Source organism: Microvirga ossetica (assembly GCF_002741015.1).
Classification (GTDB): domain Bacteria; phylum Pseudomonadota; class Alphaproteobacteria; order Rhizobiales; family Beijerinckiaceae; genus Microvirga; species Microvirga ossetica.
Genome location: NZ_CP016617.1, coordinates 409,374 through 427,636 on the forward strand (window position 1 = coordinate 409,374; position 18,263 = coordinate 427,636).

13 protein-coding genes are annotated in these 18,263 nt (G+C 63.9%); 6 read left to right on the top strand and 7 right to left on the bottom strand.

Features of this window, described 5'->3' with window-relative positions; genetic code table 11:
- Positions 1-181: 181 nt before the first annotated feature.
- Positions 182-670: a GNAT family N-acetyltransferase gene (locus BB934_RS29755; RefSeq protein ID WP_099513534.1), complete on the bottom strand. Its 489-nt coding sequence runs from the start codon at positions 668-670 to the stop codon at positions 182-184.
- A gap of 206 nt (positions 671-876) precedes the next feature.
- Here BB934_RS29755 and BB934_RS47490 point away from each other — a divergent pair, with 206 nt between their 5' ends.
- The 3 genes from BB934_RS47490 to BB934_RS29770 all read left to right on the top strand — a co-directional run bounded on the left by BB934_RS47490 (position 877) and on the right by BB934_RS29770 (position 2,778).
- Positions 877-1,026 carry a hypothetical protein gene (locus tag BB934_RS47490; RefSeq protein WP_157934401.1) on the top strand — a complete coding sequence of 50 codons (150 nt, stop codon included), beginning with the start codon at positions 877-879 and terminating at the stop codon, positions 1,024-1,026.
- A 612-nt stretch (positions 1,027-1,638) separates the two neighbouring features.
- Entirely contained in the window at positions 1,639-2,235 is a 597-nt protein-coding gene (locus tag BB934_RS29765) for an ankyrin repeat domain-containing protein (RefSeq protein WP_099513536.1), read from the top strand.
- Positions 2,236-2,262: 27 nt separating this feature from the next.
- Positions 2,263-2,778, top strand: a complete 516-nt coding sequence (locus tag BB934_RS29770; RefSeq protein ID WP_175608895.1) for a YHS domain-containing (seleno)protein — start codon at positions 2,263-2,265, stop codon at positions 2,776-2,778.
- A gap of 49 nt (positions 2,779-2,827) precedes the next feature.
- On the opposite strand, the gene BB934_RS29775 is transcribed toward BB934_RS29770, so the two are convergent.
- From BB934_RS29775 to BB934_RS47500, 6 genes are all read right to left on the bottom strand, one after another.
- Positions 2,828-5,050: an adenylate/guanylate cyclase domain-containing protein gene (locus BB934_RS29775; RefSeq protein WP_099513537.1), complete on the bottom strand. Its 2,223-nt coding sequence runs from the start codon at positions 5,048-5,050 to the stop codon at positions 2,828-2,830.
- Positions 5,051-5,455: 405 nt separating this feature from the next.
- Entirely contained in the window at positions 5,456-5,962 is a 507-nt protein-coding gene (locus BB934_RS29780) for a DUF1194 domain-containing protein (protein WP_237050483.1), read from the bottom strand.
- A gap of 401 nt (positions 5,963-6,363) precedes the next feature.
- Complete coding sequence (locus BB934_RS29785) at positions 6,364-7,362, bottom strand: NAD(P)H-dependent flavin oxidoreductase (protein WP_099513538.1); 999 nt, start codon at positions 7,360-7,362, stop codon at positions 6,364-6,366.
- An 844-nt stretch (positions 7,363-8,206) separates the two neighbouring features.
- Complete coding sequence (locus BB934_RS29795; RefSeq protein ID WP_099513540.1) at positions 8,207-9,214, bottom strand: ABC transporter substrate-binding protein; 1,008 nt, start codon at positions 9,212-9,214, stop codon at positions 8,207-8,209.
- A gap of 927 nt (positions 9,215-10,141) precedes the next feature.
- Positions 10,142-11,785: a PD40 domain-containing protein gene (locus tag BB934_RS47495; RefSeq protein WP_157934402.1), complete on the bottom strand. Its 1,644-nt coding sequence runs from the start codon at positions 11,783-11,785 to the stop codon at positions 10,142-10,144.
- 1,200 nt (positions 11,786-12,985) lie between these two features.
- Positions 12,986-13,177 carry a hypothetical protein gene (locus BB934_RS47500; protein WP_157934403.1) on the bottom strand — a complete coding sequence of 64 codons (192 nt, stop codon included), beginning with the start codon at positions 13,175-13,177 and terminating at the stop codon, positions 12,986-12,988.
- A gap of 254 nt (positions 13,178-13,431) precedes the next feature.
- Here BB934_RS47500 and BB934_RS29805 point away from each other — a divergent pair, with 254 nt between their 5' ends.
- The 3 genes from BB934_RS29805 (at position 13,432) to BB934_RS29815 (ending at position 18,255) form a co-directional block, all read left to right on the top strand.
- The gene (locus BB934_RS29805; protein ID WP_099512291.1) at positions 13,432-13,698 is read left to right on the top strand and encodes a hypothetical protein; all 267 of its coding nucleotides are present in this window, start codon (positions 13,432-13,434) and stop codon (positions 13,696-13,698) included.
- A 289-nt stretch (positions 13,699-13,987) separates the two neighbouring features.
- A complete protein-coding gene (locus BB934_RS29810) occupies positions 13,988-15,160 on the top strand; it encodes an efflux RND transporter periplasmic adaptor subunit (RefSeq protein WP_237050484.1) in 1,173 nt (390 codons plus the stop codon).
- Positions 15,157-18,255 carry an efflux RND transporter permease subunit gene (locus BB934_RS29815; RefSeq protein WP_099513541.1) on the top strand — a complete coding sequence of 1,033 codons (3,099 nt, stop codon included), beginning with the start codon at positions 15,157-15,159 and terminating at the stop codon, positions 18,253-18,255. The genes BB934_RS29810 and BB934_RS29815 overlap by 4 nt, the downstream gene beginning before the upstream one ends.
- The last annotated feature ends 8 nt before the right edge of the window (positions 18,256-18,263 follow it).

An 18,263-nucleotide genomic window follows, 5' to 3' on the forward strand; every position in this document is an offset into this window, starting at 1 on the left:
ACTGAGACGTAAGCGCTTGGTCCGCTTCAGAGCTTAAGAGCCGACGTTCGTTGAGCGGCCGGAAGGTGAATGTTTGACCCAGAGCTGACTCTAGCTGTTCCAACATAGATTGCATCTTGCGCGGTCGTACAATTCCTGTTTCGCGAATTGCAGGACGGTCTTCATGCTCACGCGATCGTCTTCATCCAAGCCTGAACTCGATCCGGTTGGGCCTGGGACCTGGGCACCCTGTGGCGTAGAAGCCGGTCTTGGTCAGCAGCCGGATGGAGGCGGCGTTGTCGGGTCGACATTCGGCAAAGATTGAACGAGGTGCCAGCGTAGGATCAGCGGCAATCTGCACCAGCATCCCCCGAAGCGCTTCAGACGCATAGCCCTTGCCTTGGTAATCGACTCCGAACCAGTAGCCAACCTCGATGCTCCCGTCCGGGTGATCAATGACCCCCATGGCCCCGATCAGGGCTCCATCAGGCAGCCGCACCGCCAAAAAGTATTCCTTGGTGTCGTCTTGGCTGGCGATGAGGGCCTGCGCCTTCTCCAGTGGGAAGCCGCCCTCCATGAAGGCCATCCATTGGCTCACCGCCGGGACGTCGCTGATCCTGGCCAGCTCAGGAGCGTCCGGGAGTTCCAGTTGACGGATTGCGAGGCGTTCTGTCGTGAACGGCTTCAACATGCGTCCACCCTGCGACCGATCCCCTTTGTATCATCAAATCGGGACGCGGTGAGGGCCGGAAGAGGCGTCCCATGTAGCGTCTTCTCGAAACTTCGCTGTCTTGCTTGGCTGCGCGACAAGGGCCTCACTCGGGAGTAGAATAGCTGGAGTAGCGTTTCCCGACGCTCTGATGAGCGCCGCCAGCCCGTCATGAGGGAGAGCGGCCTATGTCTCTCAAGCTTGATCTCTTTACAGCGATTGCCCTGCTTGGTTTCGAGCTGCCCGCCGACGCCCACGACATCTACTCGCCTCTCAGGGACTGGTCGGGGAACAGTTGCTGCCATGAGGGGATTGTCGACCCGCGCGCTATGGGGTGACGCCGAATGGCGTGCAAATGTTCGTCGAGGGAGAGTGGATCGCGGTACAGGACCATACGATCCAGTATCGGGCGCTGCTCGGGGATACGGGTGAAACAGACGGGGGACATTGGTGCGGGCAGATACACTGGCAGGGCCACAGGATGGACCATGCCACCCAATGCGCCATCCTACCGCCAAACCCGACAGCAATTCTTGGACCGGAGCTTGCCCTTCGTGAGGGGGCCATCCGACCCGTCCCATGAGGAAGCCTGTCCTTCGGACGGCGAGAGGGCGGACCACCCCACAAGGCCAACCAAACCGGCTGCCCGCTGAGCGGTGCCGGATCCAGCTTCATCTCTTGGCGATCAAGGACGAGCATGCTGGCGGTACCTGACGACTCGATCCATCGACGGATCTTCCGATCGGCCCCGGCATATTGCCGGGCAGTCCGAATACGCCGGGTGAGCGGTTACTTGCCTTCCTGGGGATCGGGCGTAAGATTCCCCCATTGATGGAGCCTCCAGGGTTCGGTCGCTTGCCAAGTAAACTCCGGCTCCACCATGCCACGGCGGTGCCAGTCGCTGGACCATCGTGGCGATCTGGATCGGACGCACGTTGGAGACGAGCGTGATGCGGTCCCCATGGCTTGCTGCCCTGACCTTCGCCGTCTGCCTTGGCGCCGGCGGCCACGGGAATGCCGCGCCGCTCCATGATGCGGCCCGCACAGGCAACGTCGACCAGGTCAAGCAGCTCCTTGCCACCGGCAGTGACGTGAACGGCCGCGACCGGGAGCGCGAGACGCCCCTGATCGAAGCCGCACTCGCGGACCAGCCTGAAGCCGTTGCGGCGCTGATCGAGGCCGGAGCCGACCTCGAGGCGCGCAATGACCGCGGGTTCACCGCACTCCATGCCTCGGCCTACGCGGGGAGCCCACGCATTGCGATCCTGCTGCTGGACCAAGGCGCCGCGGTCGATGCCAGGAGCCTGCACGCCATCACGCCGTTGCACGTCGCGGCCGAGCAGAACCAAGCCGCGGTTGCCGAGCTGCTGATCGCACGGGGCGCCGAGGTCGAGGCGGTCCAGGGCGACGGCTACACGCCGTTGAGCCGGGCGACCTTCTACAAGAGTGCCGCGGTGATGGCGCTGCTGAAGCGGCACGGCGCCCGCTGCCAGCCCAAGGAGACGATCGGCTCCTCGCAGGCCGTATGTGTTGCGGCCGCGAATTGACCGGATCGGAGAAGAGGAGTGCCCGCCATGGCCCTACGCTGCTTCCCACCGCCCAAATGGTTGCCACGCGCGGTGAAACCCATCCCGCTGCTCCTCTGCCTGGGCATCGGCACCGCCGCCGCGGCCGACGGCGTGAACACCGGATACTTCGGCAACGTCGCCATCAAGGGCTACGACGCGGTCGCCTATTTCACCGAGGGCCGCCCGACCCAGGGCTCGCCCGAGTTCAGCTACGACTGGCTCGGCGCCACGTGGCAGTTTACGAACGCCAGGAACCGGGACGCCTTCGCTTCCGAGCCCATTCGTTACGCGCCGCAATATGGCGGCTTCTGCGCCTTGGGAACGGCGAATGACGAAGCCTCGGCCAACATCGATCCGGACGCCTGGCGGATCGTCGGCGGAAAGCTCTACCTGTTCGGCGGACGGGAAGGCCTGGAGGAGGACTTCGATGCCCGGGCCGTCGACGTGATCGCGAAGGCCGACGTCAAGTGGCCGGACATCCAGCAGAAGGAATTCCAGGCCCGGCAGGGGAGCGGCAACTGAGCGTCCGTCGCCAGCCTCCCACCCGCGGCCGCGGCCCTGCGTGGGAACGTCACTGGGCGACCGAGAAAGACCGGACGGTGGTGGAATCGGGATAGACGTACTCGCTCCGGGTCTCGGCGCTTCCCCCGGGATTGCGATAGACCGGGCTACAGAATTTCCGGCCGAGCATGACCCCGGCGGATTGCGTGCAGAAGAGGTCCTGTTCGAGCGTGAACCGGCCAACGGCCATCCTCGTTTGCGTACGCACCGCGAAATCGCCGTTCGGGCCTAGCTGCATGACGAAGGGCGTGCGGTTCTGAAGGTGCCCGGTCCACGTCTTGCCCAAGGCGAGGGAGCGGATTGCCGACGCATCCAGCCGATCCTCCGGCCGACCACTGAACCCGTAACACCACTCCGGCAGGCCCGCCTTGAGGAGCGCTGTCAAGCGGTGGTCAAGATCTTCCGGCCGCCGATGATGCCCGTACATGACGCGGAGACTGGCAACACTTTGGCTGGAGATCCTCTTGAGAATGGCCTCCACGGCTCCGTGCGCATCCTCCATGCGGCCCAGTTGGGCGCTCGCCATGGCCAGGGTCTCGAGGCCGACATCGCCCAACCCGTCAGGGCCGACCGAGCGGAGGACCTTGAGCGCCTCCTCGTAGCGGCGGTTCATGTACAGCACCAGGCCGTAGTAGTCGTAGACCTGGGCCTTCGGCTTCGGATCGAGTTGCAGCACCCGTTCGATGGCCGCCAGGGCTTCCGGGTGCCGCCCCGCGTAGGTCAGCACGATGGCGAGGTTGAGCCTGGCGTCCGCGCCGTTCGGGTCGAGCTCGACCGCCCGCTGCACCGATTCGATCGCCCGGTCGATCTCGCCGTCCAGCATCTGTAGGATGCCGAGGACGGCATAGGCCCGTGGTAGTCCCGGATTGAGTTCCAGGGCCCGGCCCGCCGACGCATAGGCCTGCTGGCGGGCGACCGCGCTCAGCATCAGGGGCTGGAAGTCGAAGGCGAGGACATCGACGATCGCTCGCGCATGGCCCGCATAGGCTTCGGCGAACCCGGGATCAAGCGAGATCGCCTTCTCGTACATCGCGAGGGCCTCACCCAGAGACCGCTGTCCGATCGAATAGACCTTCTGTTCGGCCCGCATGTAGAAATCGTAGGCTTCGAGATTGCGGGTGGGCAGGCGGGTGATGGCGGAGGTTTCGCTCTCGGTCAACCTGACCGACAGGGCCTCGACGACGCGCCTGATCAACTGGTCCTGCAACTCGAAGATCCTGCTGGCGCTTCCGTCATAGCGCTCCGCCCAGATGTTGCTTGCGGTGGCGGCATCGGCGAGCTGCACATTGACCCGGATAGTGTCGCCCGCGCGGCGGACGTTGCCTCCGAGCACGTACCGGACCCCCAACTGCCGGGCGATCGTTCCGACGTCCTTGGGCTGGTCCTTGTACGCGAACGCCGAGTGACGGGCGATCACCGTCAGCCCTGAGATCTTCGACAGGTCGGTGATGAGATCGTCGGTGAGCCCATCGGCGAAATAGTCCTGCTGGGCGGTATCGCCAGGACCGTCGAACGGGAGGACGACGAGCGAGGGCTTGCCGGCCCCCGGCCTAGCCGCGCGCAAGAGTTCCGACAACAGGGTGGCGGGCCGGGGCCAAAGCGCGACACCGGTCGCGGTCACAATGGCCACCAGTACCAGCGCCGCGGCCAGGATGGACCACCGCGGCCGCCATCCCCGGCCTCGCGCAGGCAGCTTCAGCAGGACGCGATAGACCCGGACCGGCTCGGGGATGTTCTTCAGGTGCTGCCTGCCGAGCGACTGGAACTCAACGTCAAGCTTGTTTTTGGCGTGGTCATAGGCCGTTCCCGAGATGACGATGCCGTCCGGTTCGCAGATAGCCTCCAGCCGGGCGGCGATATTGACGCCATCGCCGTAGACATCGTCGCCATCGACGATGACGTCGCCGAGATTGATGCCGATCCGGAGCGAGATCCGGGCGTGCTCGGGGAGGGTCTCACCTTGGGTGGCGATCGCCCGCTGGATCTCCACGGCGCACGCCAAGGCATCGACCACGCTGGCGAACTCGACCAAAGCGCCGTCGCCCATGAGCTTGACGATGCGGCCGTGATGGTTCGCGATCACCGGATCGATCACCTCGCGGCGCAGCGCCTTGAGCCTGGTCAGGGTGCCGGTCTCGTCGAGGCTCATGAGGCGGCTGTACCCCACCACGTCGGTGGCGAGGATCGCGACCAGCTTGCGTTCGACCTGCGGTGTCTCGTCCACAGCGGCCATGATAGTGAAATCGGTCGGCGAGGCTACGGAAAAGGCTGCCTCACGGGGTCGTCCCAGGTGAAGAGCCCTCCCAGTCCTATAGGTGCGACGCAACGTTGCCGACGGAGTCTTCCGAATACGCTCGAACGCAACGTTTTCCGGATCCATCGAGCGCTTTGGTCTGCCCATAAGGCGGTGAGCCGACCTTCATTTCATTTGCTGTTCGTTACTCATTGACCCGGAGCTGACTTTAGCCGAACCAGTTCCTATGGCTTGTGGACAGCGCAATCCCGGCAGCGGAGTTGGCGCCAGCGGCTCCCAAGTGTTCTTCAATATTCGTGCTCACATCGGGCTGGCAGAGCGGCCGCATAGACTGGCTCTTTACTGACTCACTGACCGAGCGCCGACGGAAGCTTCCGAATACGCTCAAACGCGGGCCAGGGTCACGGTTCGACCCGAGTCGTTGGCTCCGTCACCCGAGACGTCGATGACCTGCCGATCCGCTTGCAGTCCGCTCTGACGGAGTTGCCGGACGCCGAAGTCGATGCCCCCTGAAATGGACGTGTAGTTCATGCTGTGGAGTGGGCTCTGCAAAAGCCGCTCGGCAAAGGCCTGGCTATCGCCAGGCTGCGCGATGACGGTCCAGGGGACGATGATCTCCTGATCGAACGCTCCGGACCACTCGACGTAAATCACGGCGATGCGCCCCAGCACGCCCTGGCGGATCGCCTGATGGACCTCGGGGGACTGGAACGCCTCGACGAAGCCGTGTCGCTGGAGCTCCTGCTCATCCGGCTCCATGGAGAAGGAGACATCGACGGCCAGCACCAGCGCGAGATCGACCCGGGTTTCGGCAGGAGTCGCCTCTCGGTTCAAAAGCAACGTCCCCCCTGCCAACATCAGTATTGTCATCAGGCGCAGTACGCTCAGCATCGCAAGCTCCCGTTCCGTCAGCGCTTCGTCCAGATAGATTTCGTACCGGCATTCGGCAGCAAAGGCCACCAAATCGCCTGTAAGCGCCTGAATCTGGAGGCGAATTACTTCGAAATGTGAGAGCGCTGACGGCTTCTGATCTAAATTGTGCGAGCGGCGATGGAGAAGTGCTCGATAGGATCTGCTACTGCTCCTTCCCGGAACAAAACTCGGACACTACCTTCGCATCGGAGGTGGAGGGCAAGGCGGGTCAGCGACTGCATCAGCGATGTGGCTGCCATCGACCATGTCGCAAGGTTGTTCGACCCGAGCATTGTTTCATGTTTCCCCATAGAACAGCCCTCGTAAACTCATGGCTGCCAGCGTTGACCAGCACACAACCGAGACGACCAGTGGCTCCGCTATGAAGCTGCAAGCGTCCCACATGCTTGGAGTACTGACCGCGCCTCGTCCATGATTTCATGTACGATCTCGGCGGCCCCTTGGACGCGCTTGACCAGTCCAACACCCTGACCAGCCCACAACGACAGTGCCTCAATGTCACCCGTTGCATCCGCGCCCGGTGTGACTGACCTGTACCGCTCGAGTTCGCCGCGCAACGGCGAGGTCGCCAGCACCTCTCCCTCGCCGGGTCGGCTGCCGGACGCGGGGCACCCCGCCGCTTCCCACGTCCGAACGGTTGAATTTCTGAGCACCCGATGCGGAGCATTCGGCCAGCTTCCATCAAACAACCGCGTGTAGACCGTGTCCGTCCCCGTCGCCTCGAGCAGAAGCTCTCGATAACGCGGATGGATGGCAGCTTCTTTCGCAGCGAGGAATCGGGTGCCGATCCACGCGCCGGAGGCTCCGAGGGCGAGCACGGCCGCGAGACCTCGCCCGTCAGCAATGCCTCCTGCCGCCACGACCGGGGTCGGAGCAACCGCATCGACCACGCTCGGGATCAGAGAAAGGGAAGTCATCTGTCCACGTACATGCCCGCCTGCCTCCCAGCCTTGCGCCACAATGATGTCCACTCCAGCCTCGACGGCTTGCCGCGCATCGGTGGCGTCTGGGGTCGAATGGAGGACCAGCGCCCCAGCCTCATGAATGCGTCCGACTAGCGGGGCCGGATCGCCCCAGAACAGGGAGATGATCGAAACACCCTCCTCGAAACAGGCAGTCAGTCGCTCCTGTTGATCAAAAGCCAGGTTCAGATTGACCCCGAAAGGCCGTTGCGTCAGCGCCTTCGTCTCACGGATCTGGCGGCGGAGCCCATCGAGGTCAACGGACCAGAGGGCCAGCATTCCGAGCCCGCCGGCGTTGCTCACCGCTGCCGCAAGCTCTGGGCAACTCGCGCCGCCCATGGGGGCCTGGATGATTGGACGTTCGATTCCAAGTTTGTCGCACAAAGCGGTCCTCATCCCGACCTCCTGTCGCCTCTCGGGGAGAGGCGTGCCACCAGTTACGGGCGTCTCGCGGGAGCGGACTCACCAGGGTGGTGTCTTCTGCCTCCCATCATCGAGCATATCGCGGAAAGCCAGCACAAGGCAAAGCCACGGGAATGAGTTGATCTAGGTTCTACTTAATTTCCATTGCAGCGCATCGACCCTGGACATACTCGGCATTCGGTAGCAAAACCACCGACCCGCAGGTAAAGTGGGCGCTCACCGAACCCATGAAGCAAGCCTGCCTATAATCGAGGCCATCGCCTCCAGCGATCCGATCATGTCATCGGGCTTCTCAAGTCCGTGGTCCAAGCCCGGCATGATTATCACCTTTGTACCCCGCTCCCTTGCGGCTTGTAGATGAACCTCATTGAAGTGCGGGTCTTGGGTTCCGATCACCAAAAGAGATCGGTTCTGGCACCGGGCCATCCCTTCAGGCATACCGGACACGAGAAAAGCCGGTGTTAACCAGACTAGATCAGCGCCAGCTAACCCGGCGCGATCCGGTATGATCATGGCCATTGCTGCTGTACCGGCTGACTTGCCGATAACTGTGACATGCTCGTAGGGGCCAGCGGACTCCGCTGCGTCAAAGGCCGCCGTGACGTCAGCTCTGATCCGGCATTCGGCAGCAAAAGCCACCAACCTCAATCCACCCCTTGGGAAGTCCTGGCATATACGGGGTGCAAATCTGCTTCCTCGCCAGTCACTTGGATACAGGAATATATTTCATTACCAGCCACTTACCTGCTGCCATGTGGTCATTACTGCCGAATGCCGCAGTTCCTGGCGCTCATCGGTCCGATGAGATTGGACAATCTCAAGGGGAGCGGCCTCGTTCGAGCATGTCGTCGGCGAAAGCCATGAGCGAGCCAGGGAACGTCAGGCCAAGATCATCGGCTGTTTGGAGATTGAGCACGAGTTCGTAACGGCGTGGCTGCTCGAAGGGGAGTTCGCTTGGCTTGGTCCCGCCGAGCACGCGCGCCGTGTAGACCGCGAGACCGCGATCGACCCCGCTCCAGTCAATGCCGTATGACATCAGGGCGCCTGCCTCCGTCAGGCGCCGGAACGGACTCGTGAGAGGCAGCCGATACTGTCTCGCCAACCGTGCAATCTGGTCGGCGTGAGGGACATGGTTGGCATCCGCGAGGACGAGAACTGCCGTTGCTCCCTCCCGGACCATGGAACCGAAGAGGGCTTCATAGTTATGCGAATAGAGAAATTCCTGGATGCTGACGCCACGCTGGTTGGCTTCACGCCAAAGCTGCCGCATGCCGTAATAAATTCTCTCCGCGCTGAGAAATGCCACATGGGATACCTTTGGCGCCGCCTCCAGAAGGAGATCGAGCTGTTTGCTGTAAAAGTCAGGTCCCAGGTCGATCGCGATACCCGTGATGTTGCCAGATCCTCGCGCAAGGCTCGATATGACTTCCTGTTCGATCGGACTGAGAGCTGAGATAACGATCGGGATCATGCCGATCACGGCATTCAACGTACGCGCCCAGCCATGCGAGGTGGTTACGATTACATCCGGTGAGAGCCGCTGGATGTCGTCCATCACCTCGGCCCACTCATCCCGCGGTCCGCCCCAGTCCTCCACACCTTCACGCCATCTGACGACGAGGTTGTCTCCCTCCGCGTAGCCTCGATGACGCAGTTCATCCCGAAACACGGTCCAGGGCGGGGTAGCAGGATCAGTCGTCGATGGAATGGACCAAGCATGCCCGATGAGCAAGAGTTGCCGGACACGACCCTTTGGCTGCGCCAAGCCCCGCGATGGGAAGCTTGTGGCGAGCAATCCACCGAGTATGAGATCGCGCCGCCTCATCCGATCACCTCGTGATGGCGTCGTCGCGCGCTATTCGATAACGTGCCCAGTTCTCACCTTACTCCTGACGTCGAGCAGACGCCACCAGGGCGTGCGGCGATGTAATCAAGTCCGGTGGCGTTTGCTACCGAATGCCGTTTCGTACGGACTGAACTTGAGCAGCGGACTGACGAGACAATCCCAACTTCCATGTCGATGTCCGAAATGAGTGTGACCGGGCGATATTCGACAGATGTCTGCCTGCCGTAAGTCTCCTGATTGAGCGGTGGAGTCGCCTCTTGTCTGGTGGCCTTTGCTGCCGAATGCCGATCATTTCCACCTACGCCGGGGGCGCAGGCCCCGCACCTGACCCCTCGGCTGACCAAGCCGGTTCGGCAGAATGAGCTGGCCGCCAGCCTGGCAAACCTTGGACGGGCATCCAACAGTTGACGGCCAGCAGGATCATGCGGCCTTCGTGTTGACCCGTGCCTCGGCCAGGCGGGGAGAGGCTGGGAAAACGTGCTCATCCCGGCCTCTCCCTCGCCACGAAAAAGCTCCCTCAAGTCGACTAGGATTTGCCTGCCTGGAGGTACAACCATCCCGAATGGTGGCCCGTAGTCCAGGCGGGAGAGGCCGGAAACGGCACCGTTTCCGGCCTCTCCTCTTACTCAATCCGAGCCATAGCATTCGCGAGTATTCGCGTGCTGGCTGAAGCCCGCTGCGGCGCGGTTTTTACTGTATAGTCAGGGCGGTGTTCCGTAAGCCGCCGGGACGACTTCCCGAAAGCTTCAAATCTCGTTCCATACTGCGGCATTACACGCAATACGTGCTGTTCCTGCTTGCGGACAGAGCCATTATGTTCAACTCGTTGACAGTGTGATCACGCGCATACGTGAGTTCAGCCACTCCGGTTGCCAGTCCCTCAGAGCGCAGGCGACAGGACTATTCTCAGATGAACAGCCAGTCGTCCGCCGAGAGCTCCCGAACCCCTCGCAAGGTCAGCGCGTCCCCGTTGTCAAAGGTCAGCGTCAGGCCGTGGTGCTGGGTGCTCAGGCCGATGTCGCCGCTTGCAATCAACGCCTGCAACTCGGCGAAATCATCAATGGCGTTGGTGCCGATACTGACGTCAAGCTGCACCCGGTCGAAGCGGGGGTCGATCTCGCGGCAGCGCTGGTCAAAGTCAAAGACCCGGTCATGACCATCAACTTCGTTGAAGACGACCAGATCTGATCCCTTGCCTGTGAAAATCCGGTCGCTGCCCGCGCCGCCGAGCACGGTGTCGTCGCCCTTGCCGCCAAATATCTTGTCGTCACCCTGGCCGCCGTCCAGGCTGTCATCGCCCTTGTCACCGAACAGCCAGTCCTTACCGCCGTGCCCGCGCAAGATGTCGTCGCGGCGGGTACCCTTGAGGACGTTGTTGCCTTCATCTCCATCCTTGACCACACCGTCCACGGGTGGGGTGAAGATCATTTGGGCCACGAAGACATCCCTGAGGCCGTTTGTATCTCCAGGAACTAGGTTTGACGCCTCGCTGACATAGGCCACAGAGTGGCCGTCCGCCGAAACATCCGGAAGGCTGCTGAAGCCGTTGCTCTGAGTGCCATTACCCGCCACGGAGACGCGCGTGGTGGTGTGGGTCTCCCGGTCGAACACGAACACGTCTGCGGTGTCATTGGTGTCTCCAGGAACGAGGTTCGTGGAAGCGCCCACGTAGGCGACATAGCGGCCATCCGCCGAAATCGAGGGGATGCCGCTTCCTGCGGGGCCATTACCTTCAGTGCCATCACTGGCCATGGAGACGCGCGTGGTGGTGCGGGTCTGCTGATCAAACACGAAGACGTCCAAGGCGCCGTTGGTATCTCCGGAAACCAAGTTCGAGGCATCGCTGGTATAGGTGATGTAGCGGCCATCCGCTGAAATGTCGGGCTCGACGCTGAGGGCGTTCCCTTGAGTCCCGTCGCTGGCAACGGAGACACGCGTGGTGGTGTGGGTCTGCCGGTCGACGACGAAGACATCCTCGACACCGTTGGTGTCACCTGGGACCAGGTTCGTGGCCTCGCTCCAATAGGTGACGTAGCGGCCATCCGCCGAAATGTCGGGATACCGGCTGTGGGCAATGCCTTGTGGATTCGTGGCCTCAGTGCCGTTGCTGGCGACGGATACGCGCTCGGTGATGCCGGTCTCCCGGTCGACGACGAAGACATCTATGGCCTCATTGGTGTCATCGGCGACGAGGTTCGACGCATTGCTGGAGTATGCCACAAAGCGACCGTCAGCGGAAATTGAGGGCCAGAGGCTCGACTCGTTCCCCTGAGTGTCGTCGCCAGCGACCGAGACGCGCTCGGTGGTGTGGGCCTGCCGGTCGAAGACGAAGATGTCCCCGAAGCCGTTGGTGTCTCCAGGGACGAGATTCGAGGCATCGCTGTGGTAGGTGACGTAGCGGCCATTCGCCGAAATGGCAGGCCCCCAAGAGCCAAACCCGCCGCTGCCTCCATTCGCTTCGGTGCCATCGCTTGCGACGGATACACGCTCCACCTGAAAGCTCTGCGCGGCTGAGATATTTCCGTCGGTTATGGTGGTCTGGGTAGCCATGGTGCCTCCTTCTCGCCGTAGCGAAACGGTGCTCGACCCGAGAAATCTGGTCGAGGGCTGCGGAGTGGGGTGGCGGGCCGGATAAAGCGGCGGCTGCCTGATGTCGACTAAGCTGGGCGAAGACCTTGCATCCCTGCGACCCGTTTTGAGGCGCTCAGCGCCACGCGGCTCGATGCCCGTGCTGACACGAATAACCTAGCCACAGAATAGCACACCGGCCGATTGGCCGAAACCTAGTGCGCAGGCCCATTACGGCGTCAAAGTAGGGCATCCGGGAATTGAGGATGTAACAGTCAGTTTCGACGTCCTGATAGCAAAGATGGCCGATGACACTGGTCTGCTTACCGGAGATAATGGCAGAGCACAGGACTGTCACGAAGCGGGCTCACCCACGCACAGCCCCTGCCCAAACTGTAGTAGCTGTCCCTCAACCTCACCGCCCGCGCTCCTCAGCCTTGCCGATAAGGTGATACAATGACGACGGAGTGGCCCTCCTGAGGCTCTTCCCGGTGGTGTAGAGGTGCCACTTCCGGTTCCATAATCTGCGAAATTGAACCCGAAGCCAGGAAGGTCAGCTCCTGGCACGAGGCAGACGAAAGCCAAACTTCCGCAGTCATACGAGTAAGCTGACCTTCACAAGGCCACGCCCAACGACTCACTTTGACCCACAAGAGACCTTCACGCGGCAGTCTTGCGATCACTTGCAACGTACAAATCAACGCGGCTGGCGAGGCGACTCGCTGCTGATGAACACTCCGAGTCGCCGGACTGTCTGGACCTTTTGACGATCGTCGCAAGGGCGGCGGAAGGCACTACGATCATCTCGCTAGCAGCGCGGCCAACCCTGCCCCGTCCTTCAGCACCAGAATGAGGAACAGGGCGGCCAGCCCGCGATTGATCCCGACCCGCTCCAGTCCCTCGACGGCGGGGACGAGCAAGCGTCCAAGCAGCCTTCCGCAAAAGTTCTCCTCTACTGAAGCGGCACAAGGGTCAGCGGAGTATGGGTCGACGACCGCATCGCCGCACTGGTAATGTCTGAAATCCAGAGGGAGACCGTGTCATGAACCGCCTGCTAGTCAGCCTTTTCCTTGCTGCGCCACTGATCTCGATCGGCACCTCGGGCATGGCGTAGCAGCAGTTCGATGGGCGCTGGAGTGTCCGTGCCATCCCCGAGAAGGGCGCCTGCCGCAGGGCCCATGATTACACGGTCGTGGTCGAGAACGGGGTTCCTCGCAATGCCGTTTCGCGGCGCACGACGGACAGGGCGACCGGCGGGCTGGAACCGGACGGGCATGTTCGGGTCAGCCTCCAACGCGACAGGGCCCGGGTCGCGATCACAGGGAAGCTCGCGGGGCGTTCGAGTTCCGGCACATGGACCCTTGCGGGGAGCATGGCCTGCTCGGGACGCTGGACCGCCTCCAAATGGGGCTGATCCGTCGCATGGTCAACGCGAACCGCCGGGCTCGGCCCGGACGAGTGCCGCCGCGGAGAGGCCGGCGGCGATAGCGAGCGGCACGCTCATCAAAGGTGCGTCCCGCCGCAGGTGGGCCTCTCGGCCGGAAGGTGTATACTGCCCCGGGACCTGGACCTACCGGGTCGGCCGCAGTCCAGGACGGGGTCGGCATCCTCATTCGGGAGTTATCTCGATGCAGCGTTATCTGTGGCTCGTCACCCTCGCTTCCCTGATCACCGCAGGTCCCGCCCTGGCGCAGGACAGCAATCGGCCGTTCACGCCCTCCGGGGAAATCCAGATCCCGTCCGGAGCGGCGATTGATCGGATGCTCGACAGCAATACCGTGCCACCGCCGGACAAGCAGTTCTCGCCCAATGATGCGAAGGCCATCCAACAGATGGACCAACGCGCCAAGCGCATCGATCAGAAGGTCATGAAGGGCATCTGCACGGGGTGCTGATCCCCGATGCGTCGAGCGTGACAGAGCCTAGATCATGAGAGCGCTGAACCGCCTCCTGCAACGCATCGTGTTCTTCGCCGTCGTGCCATGAGGCTGGATTGCGGAGCCGCCCGGGCCGCTTGCCACCCCGGCCAGGAGGCGTATCCTGCTTGCAGACATTCCGGTTCCCGCGTTCGACTTGGGCTCTCGATGGGCCATTTTTGATCGACATCCTTGTCGACGTCGCTTCGTTCCACGTGGTTGCGCGAACCCAGGGGAGGAGCCGTGCATCCTCGGACATGGGCTTAGGATGCCAAGGGTCGCCTCAAGATCGGAACGCAATCCTGGGAATGCCGCTTGCGCTGAGGAGGAGGCCATGGGCATGTCCGTCGGCGCCGTCTCAAGCACTCCGAGAAACACTGCGCCGTGGCCCGCACTGCTCCTCCTCGGGCTGCTGGGCGCGTGCCAGCAGGCCGAAGCCCCGCCACCGGACATCCGGCCTGTCAAGACCATCACGGTCGAGCGCCGCGCCGACGAGCAGTCCGTCTCCCTCACCGGTCAGATCCGGGCCCAGGACGAGGTCAGCCTCGCCTTCCGCACCGACGGCCGCATGCTGGAGCGGCCGGTCAACATCGGCGATCAGGTCAAGCCCGGCCAGGTCGTGGCGCGGCTCGATCCGCAGAACCAGCAGAATGCCCTCCGCTCGGCCCAGGCTAGCCTGTCGGCGGCGCAGGGGCAGCTCACCCAGGCCAGGAACACCTTCGAGCGCCAGCAGGGCCTGCTCCAGAAAGGCTACACGACCCGGGCCCAGTTCGATGACGCCCAGCAGGCCCGGCAGACCGCCGAGGCGCAGGTCGATTCCGCGCAGGCGCAACTGCGCAACGCCCAGGACCAGCTCGGCTACACCGAGCTTCAGGCCGACGCACCCGGCACCGTGACCGCCAAGGGGGCCGAGCCCGGCGAGGTGGTCAAGGCCGGGCAGATGATCGTCCAGGTCGCCCGCCAGGGCGGGCGGGACGCCGTGTTCGACGTGCCGGCGCACCTCGTCCGCATGGGACCGCGCCAAGCCACCATCACCATCGTGTTGGCGGACGATCCCAGCGTCAAGGCCACCGGACGGGTGCGGGAGGTCGCGCCGCAGGCCGACCCGGTCACCCGCACATATCAGGTGAAGATCGGGCTGACGGATCCGCCCGCCGCCATGCGCCTCGGCTCGACTGTGGTCGGACGGGCCTCGGCGACCTCCGGCGAGGTGATCGAGGTTCCGGCGACGGCGCTGACCGAGGCGAACGGACGCCCGGCGGTCTGGGTGGTCGATCCCGCGACGCAGACCGTGGCGCTGCGCAACATCGACGTGGTCCGCTACGATCCGGCCAGCGTCACCGTCTCCCAAGGCATCGAGGCCGGCGACGTGGTCGTCACCGCCGGCGTCCAAGCGCTGCGCCCGGGGCAGAAGGTCCGCCTGCTCGGGGTGACGTCATGAGCCTCAACCTGTCCGAGTGGGCCATCCGCCATCGGTCCTTCATCGTCTTCCTGATGCTCATCGTCCTGGTCGCGGGGATCGGCTCCTACTTTTCCTTGGGGCGGGCCGAGGATCCGGCCTTCTCGGTCAAGACCATGGTCGTCAGTGCCGGGTGGCCCGGCGCGACCCTCAACGACACGCTCCAGCAGGTCACCGAGCGCCTCGAGCGGAAGCTCCAGGAGGCGCCGCATCTCGATTATCTCCGCAGCTACACGACGCCCGGCCAGACCACGATCTTCGTCAACCTGAAGGGCGAGGTGCTGGCGCGGGATGTTCCAGATATCTGGTACCAGGTGCGCAAGAAGGTCGGCGACATCCGCAGCACCTTACCCCAGGGCGTGACCGGTCCCGGGTTCAACGACGAGTTCGGCGACACCTACGGTATCATCTACGGCTTCATCGCCGACGGCTTCACCCACCGTGAGCTGCGCGACACTGTCGAGGATGTCCGCTCGCGGCTCCTTCAGGTTCCCGACGTGTCCAAGATTGACGTGGTCGGGGCCCAGGACGAGAAGTTCTACCTCGAGTTCTCGACCGAGCAGCTCGCCGGGCTCGGTCTCGACCATGCTGCCCTCGCCGCGGCGCTTCAGGCGCAGAACGCGGTGGCCCCTGCGGGGGTTGTCCAGACCGGCAACGAGAAGCTCCTGATCCGGGTGTCGGGGGAGTTCCGCTCCGAGCAGGATCTGCTGGCGGTCAACTTCGTGGTGAACGGTCGCGTCATCCGCCTGGGCGACATAGCCACCGTCCGGCGTGCCTATGGCGATCCGCCCCAACCGATGTTCCGGGTCAATGGACAGCCCGCCATCGGGATCGCGATTTCCATGCGGGACGGCGGTGACGTGCTGGCGCTCGGCCGCAACATCGCGGCCGCCATGGCGGCGATCCGGAGGGACCTGCCCATCGGCATCGAGCCCGTGCTCGTGGCCGACCAGCCGGTGACGGTCGAGCACTCGATCAAGGAATTCATGAAGACCCTGTGGGAGGCCGTCGCCATCGTGCTGGCGATCAGCTTCCTCAGCCTCGGCCTGCGGGCCGGCGCGGTTGTGGCGCTGTCGATCCCGCTGGTGCTCGCCATGGTGTTCATGACGATGGCCTATGCCGGCATCGACCTGCAACGGATCTCGCTCGGCGCGCTCATCATCTCCCTCGGCCTCCTGGTGGACGATGCCATGATCACGGTCGAGACGATGATCACGCGGCTCGAGCAGGGCGCTACCAGGGAGGACGCCGCCACCTTTGCCTACACATCGGTCGCGTTTCCGATGCTGACCGGCACCCTGGTCACCGTGGCGGGCTTCATCCCCATCGGCTTTGCCCGCAGCTCCGCAGGGGAGTACACCTTCTCGATCTTCGCCGTGGTCGGCATCGCGCTCGTCGCATCGTGGTTCGTCGCCGTCCTGTTCTCGCCGCTGCTCGGGGTCTGGCTGCTGCCGAGACAAGCGAAGCACGCCCATGCCGAGCCAGGGCGGCTGATGCGGACATTCCGGCGGGTGCTCATCGTCGTCATGCGGGCGCGCTGGATCACCATCCTGGTGACGCTCGCACTGTTCGGGCTTGCGCTCTACGGGATGCGCGTCGTCCCGCAGCAGTTCTTCCCGGCCTCGGACCGCCCCGAACTGCTCGTCGACCTCAAGCTGCCGCAGAATTCCTCGATCCATGCGAGCGAGACGGTGGCGAGCCGGCTCGACGGGATCCTGAAGGGCGACGGCGACATCGACCACTGGAGCACCTATGTCGGCCGTGGCGCGGTCCGGTTCTATCTGCCACTGAACGTTCAGCTTGCGAACGACTTCTTCTCCCAGGCGGTGATCGTCACGAAGAGCCTGGAGGCGCGGGAGCGGGTCCGGGCCCGCCTGGAAATGGTCCTTGAGACCGAGTTCCCGAGCGTGGTCGCCCGGGTGTATCCGCTCGAGCTCGGGCCGCCGGTGGGCTGGCCGTTGCAGTACCGCGTCACCGGCCCCGACGTGAACACCGTCCGCGAGACCGCGTTCAAGGTCGCCGACGTGATGGGCTCGGACCCCTACGTCCAGACGATCAACTTCGAGTGGATCGAGCCGGCGCGCACCTTGCAGATCCGCGTCAACCAGGACGAGGCCCGGCTGCTCGGCCTGAGCTCCCAGGCCGTGGCGCAGGCCCTCAACGGCGTCGTGACCGGCGCGTCGGTGACCCAGGTGCGGGACGGCATCTACCTCGTCGACGTCGTCGTCCGCGCCGGCAGCGAACAGCGCACCTCGCTGGCGGCCCTGCGCGATCTCCAGCTTCCCCTGCCGAACGGCCGCACGGTGCCGATCACCCAGCTCGCCTCCGTCGATTACGGGCAGGAGTTTCCGCTGGTCTGGCGGCGGGACCGGGTGCCGAGCCTCGTCGTGCAGGCGGATGTCGCGCCCGGCGTCCAGTCGGCGTCGGTCGTCAGGGAGCTGGACCCCAGGATGGCCGAGCTGGTTGCGAGCCTGCCTGGCGGCTACCGCGTGGCCGTCGGCGGCACGGCGGAGGAGAGCGCCAAGTCGCAGGCGTCGGTGCTCGCGGTGGTGCCCCTGATGCTGGCGCTGATGCTCATCCTGCTCATGGTGCAGCTCCAGAGCTTCCAGCGCCTGTTCCTGGTGCTGAGCGTGGCGCCCCTGGGGCTGATCGGGGTTGTCCTGGCGCTGCTGCTGGCCAACAAGCCGCTCGGGTTCGTCGCGATCCTGGGCGTCTTGGCGCTGGTCGGCATGATCGCCCGCAATTCGGTGATCCTGATCGACCAGATCGAGACCGAGCGGGCGCACGGGCTGCATCCCTGGGATGCCGTCGTGGAGGCAACTGTTCACCGGTTCCGTCCGATCCTCCTGACCGCGGCAGCGGCGATCCTTGGGATGATCCCGATTGCCCCGACGGTGTTCTGGGGGCCGATGGCCTACGCGATCATGGGCGGCCTTGCGGTGGCGACCGGATTGACGCTGGTCTTCCTGCCGGCGTTGTACGTGGCGTGGTTCCGGATCGATCCGCCCGCCGAGACGGACGTGTCCGGGCAGCCTCACGAGGCGGCACCGGCTCTGAAGGGCGCCGCGGCCGGATGAGGGCGAGG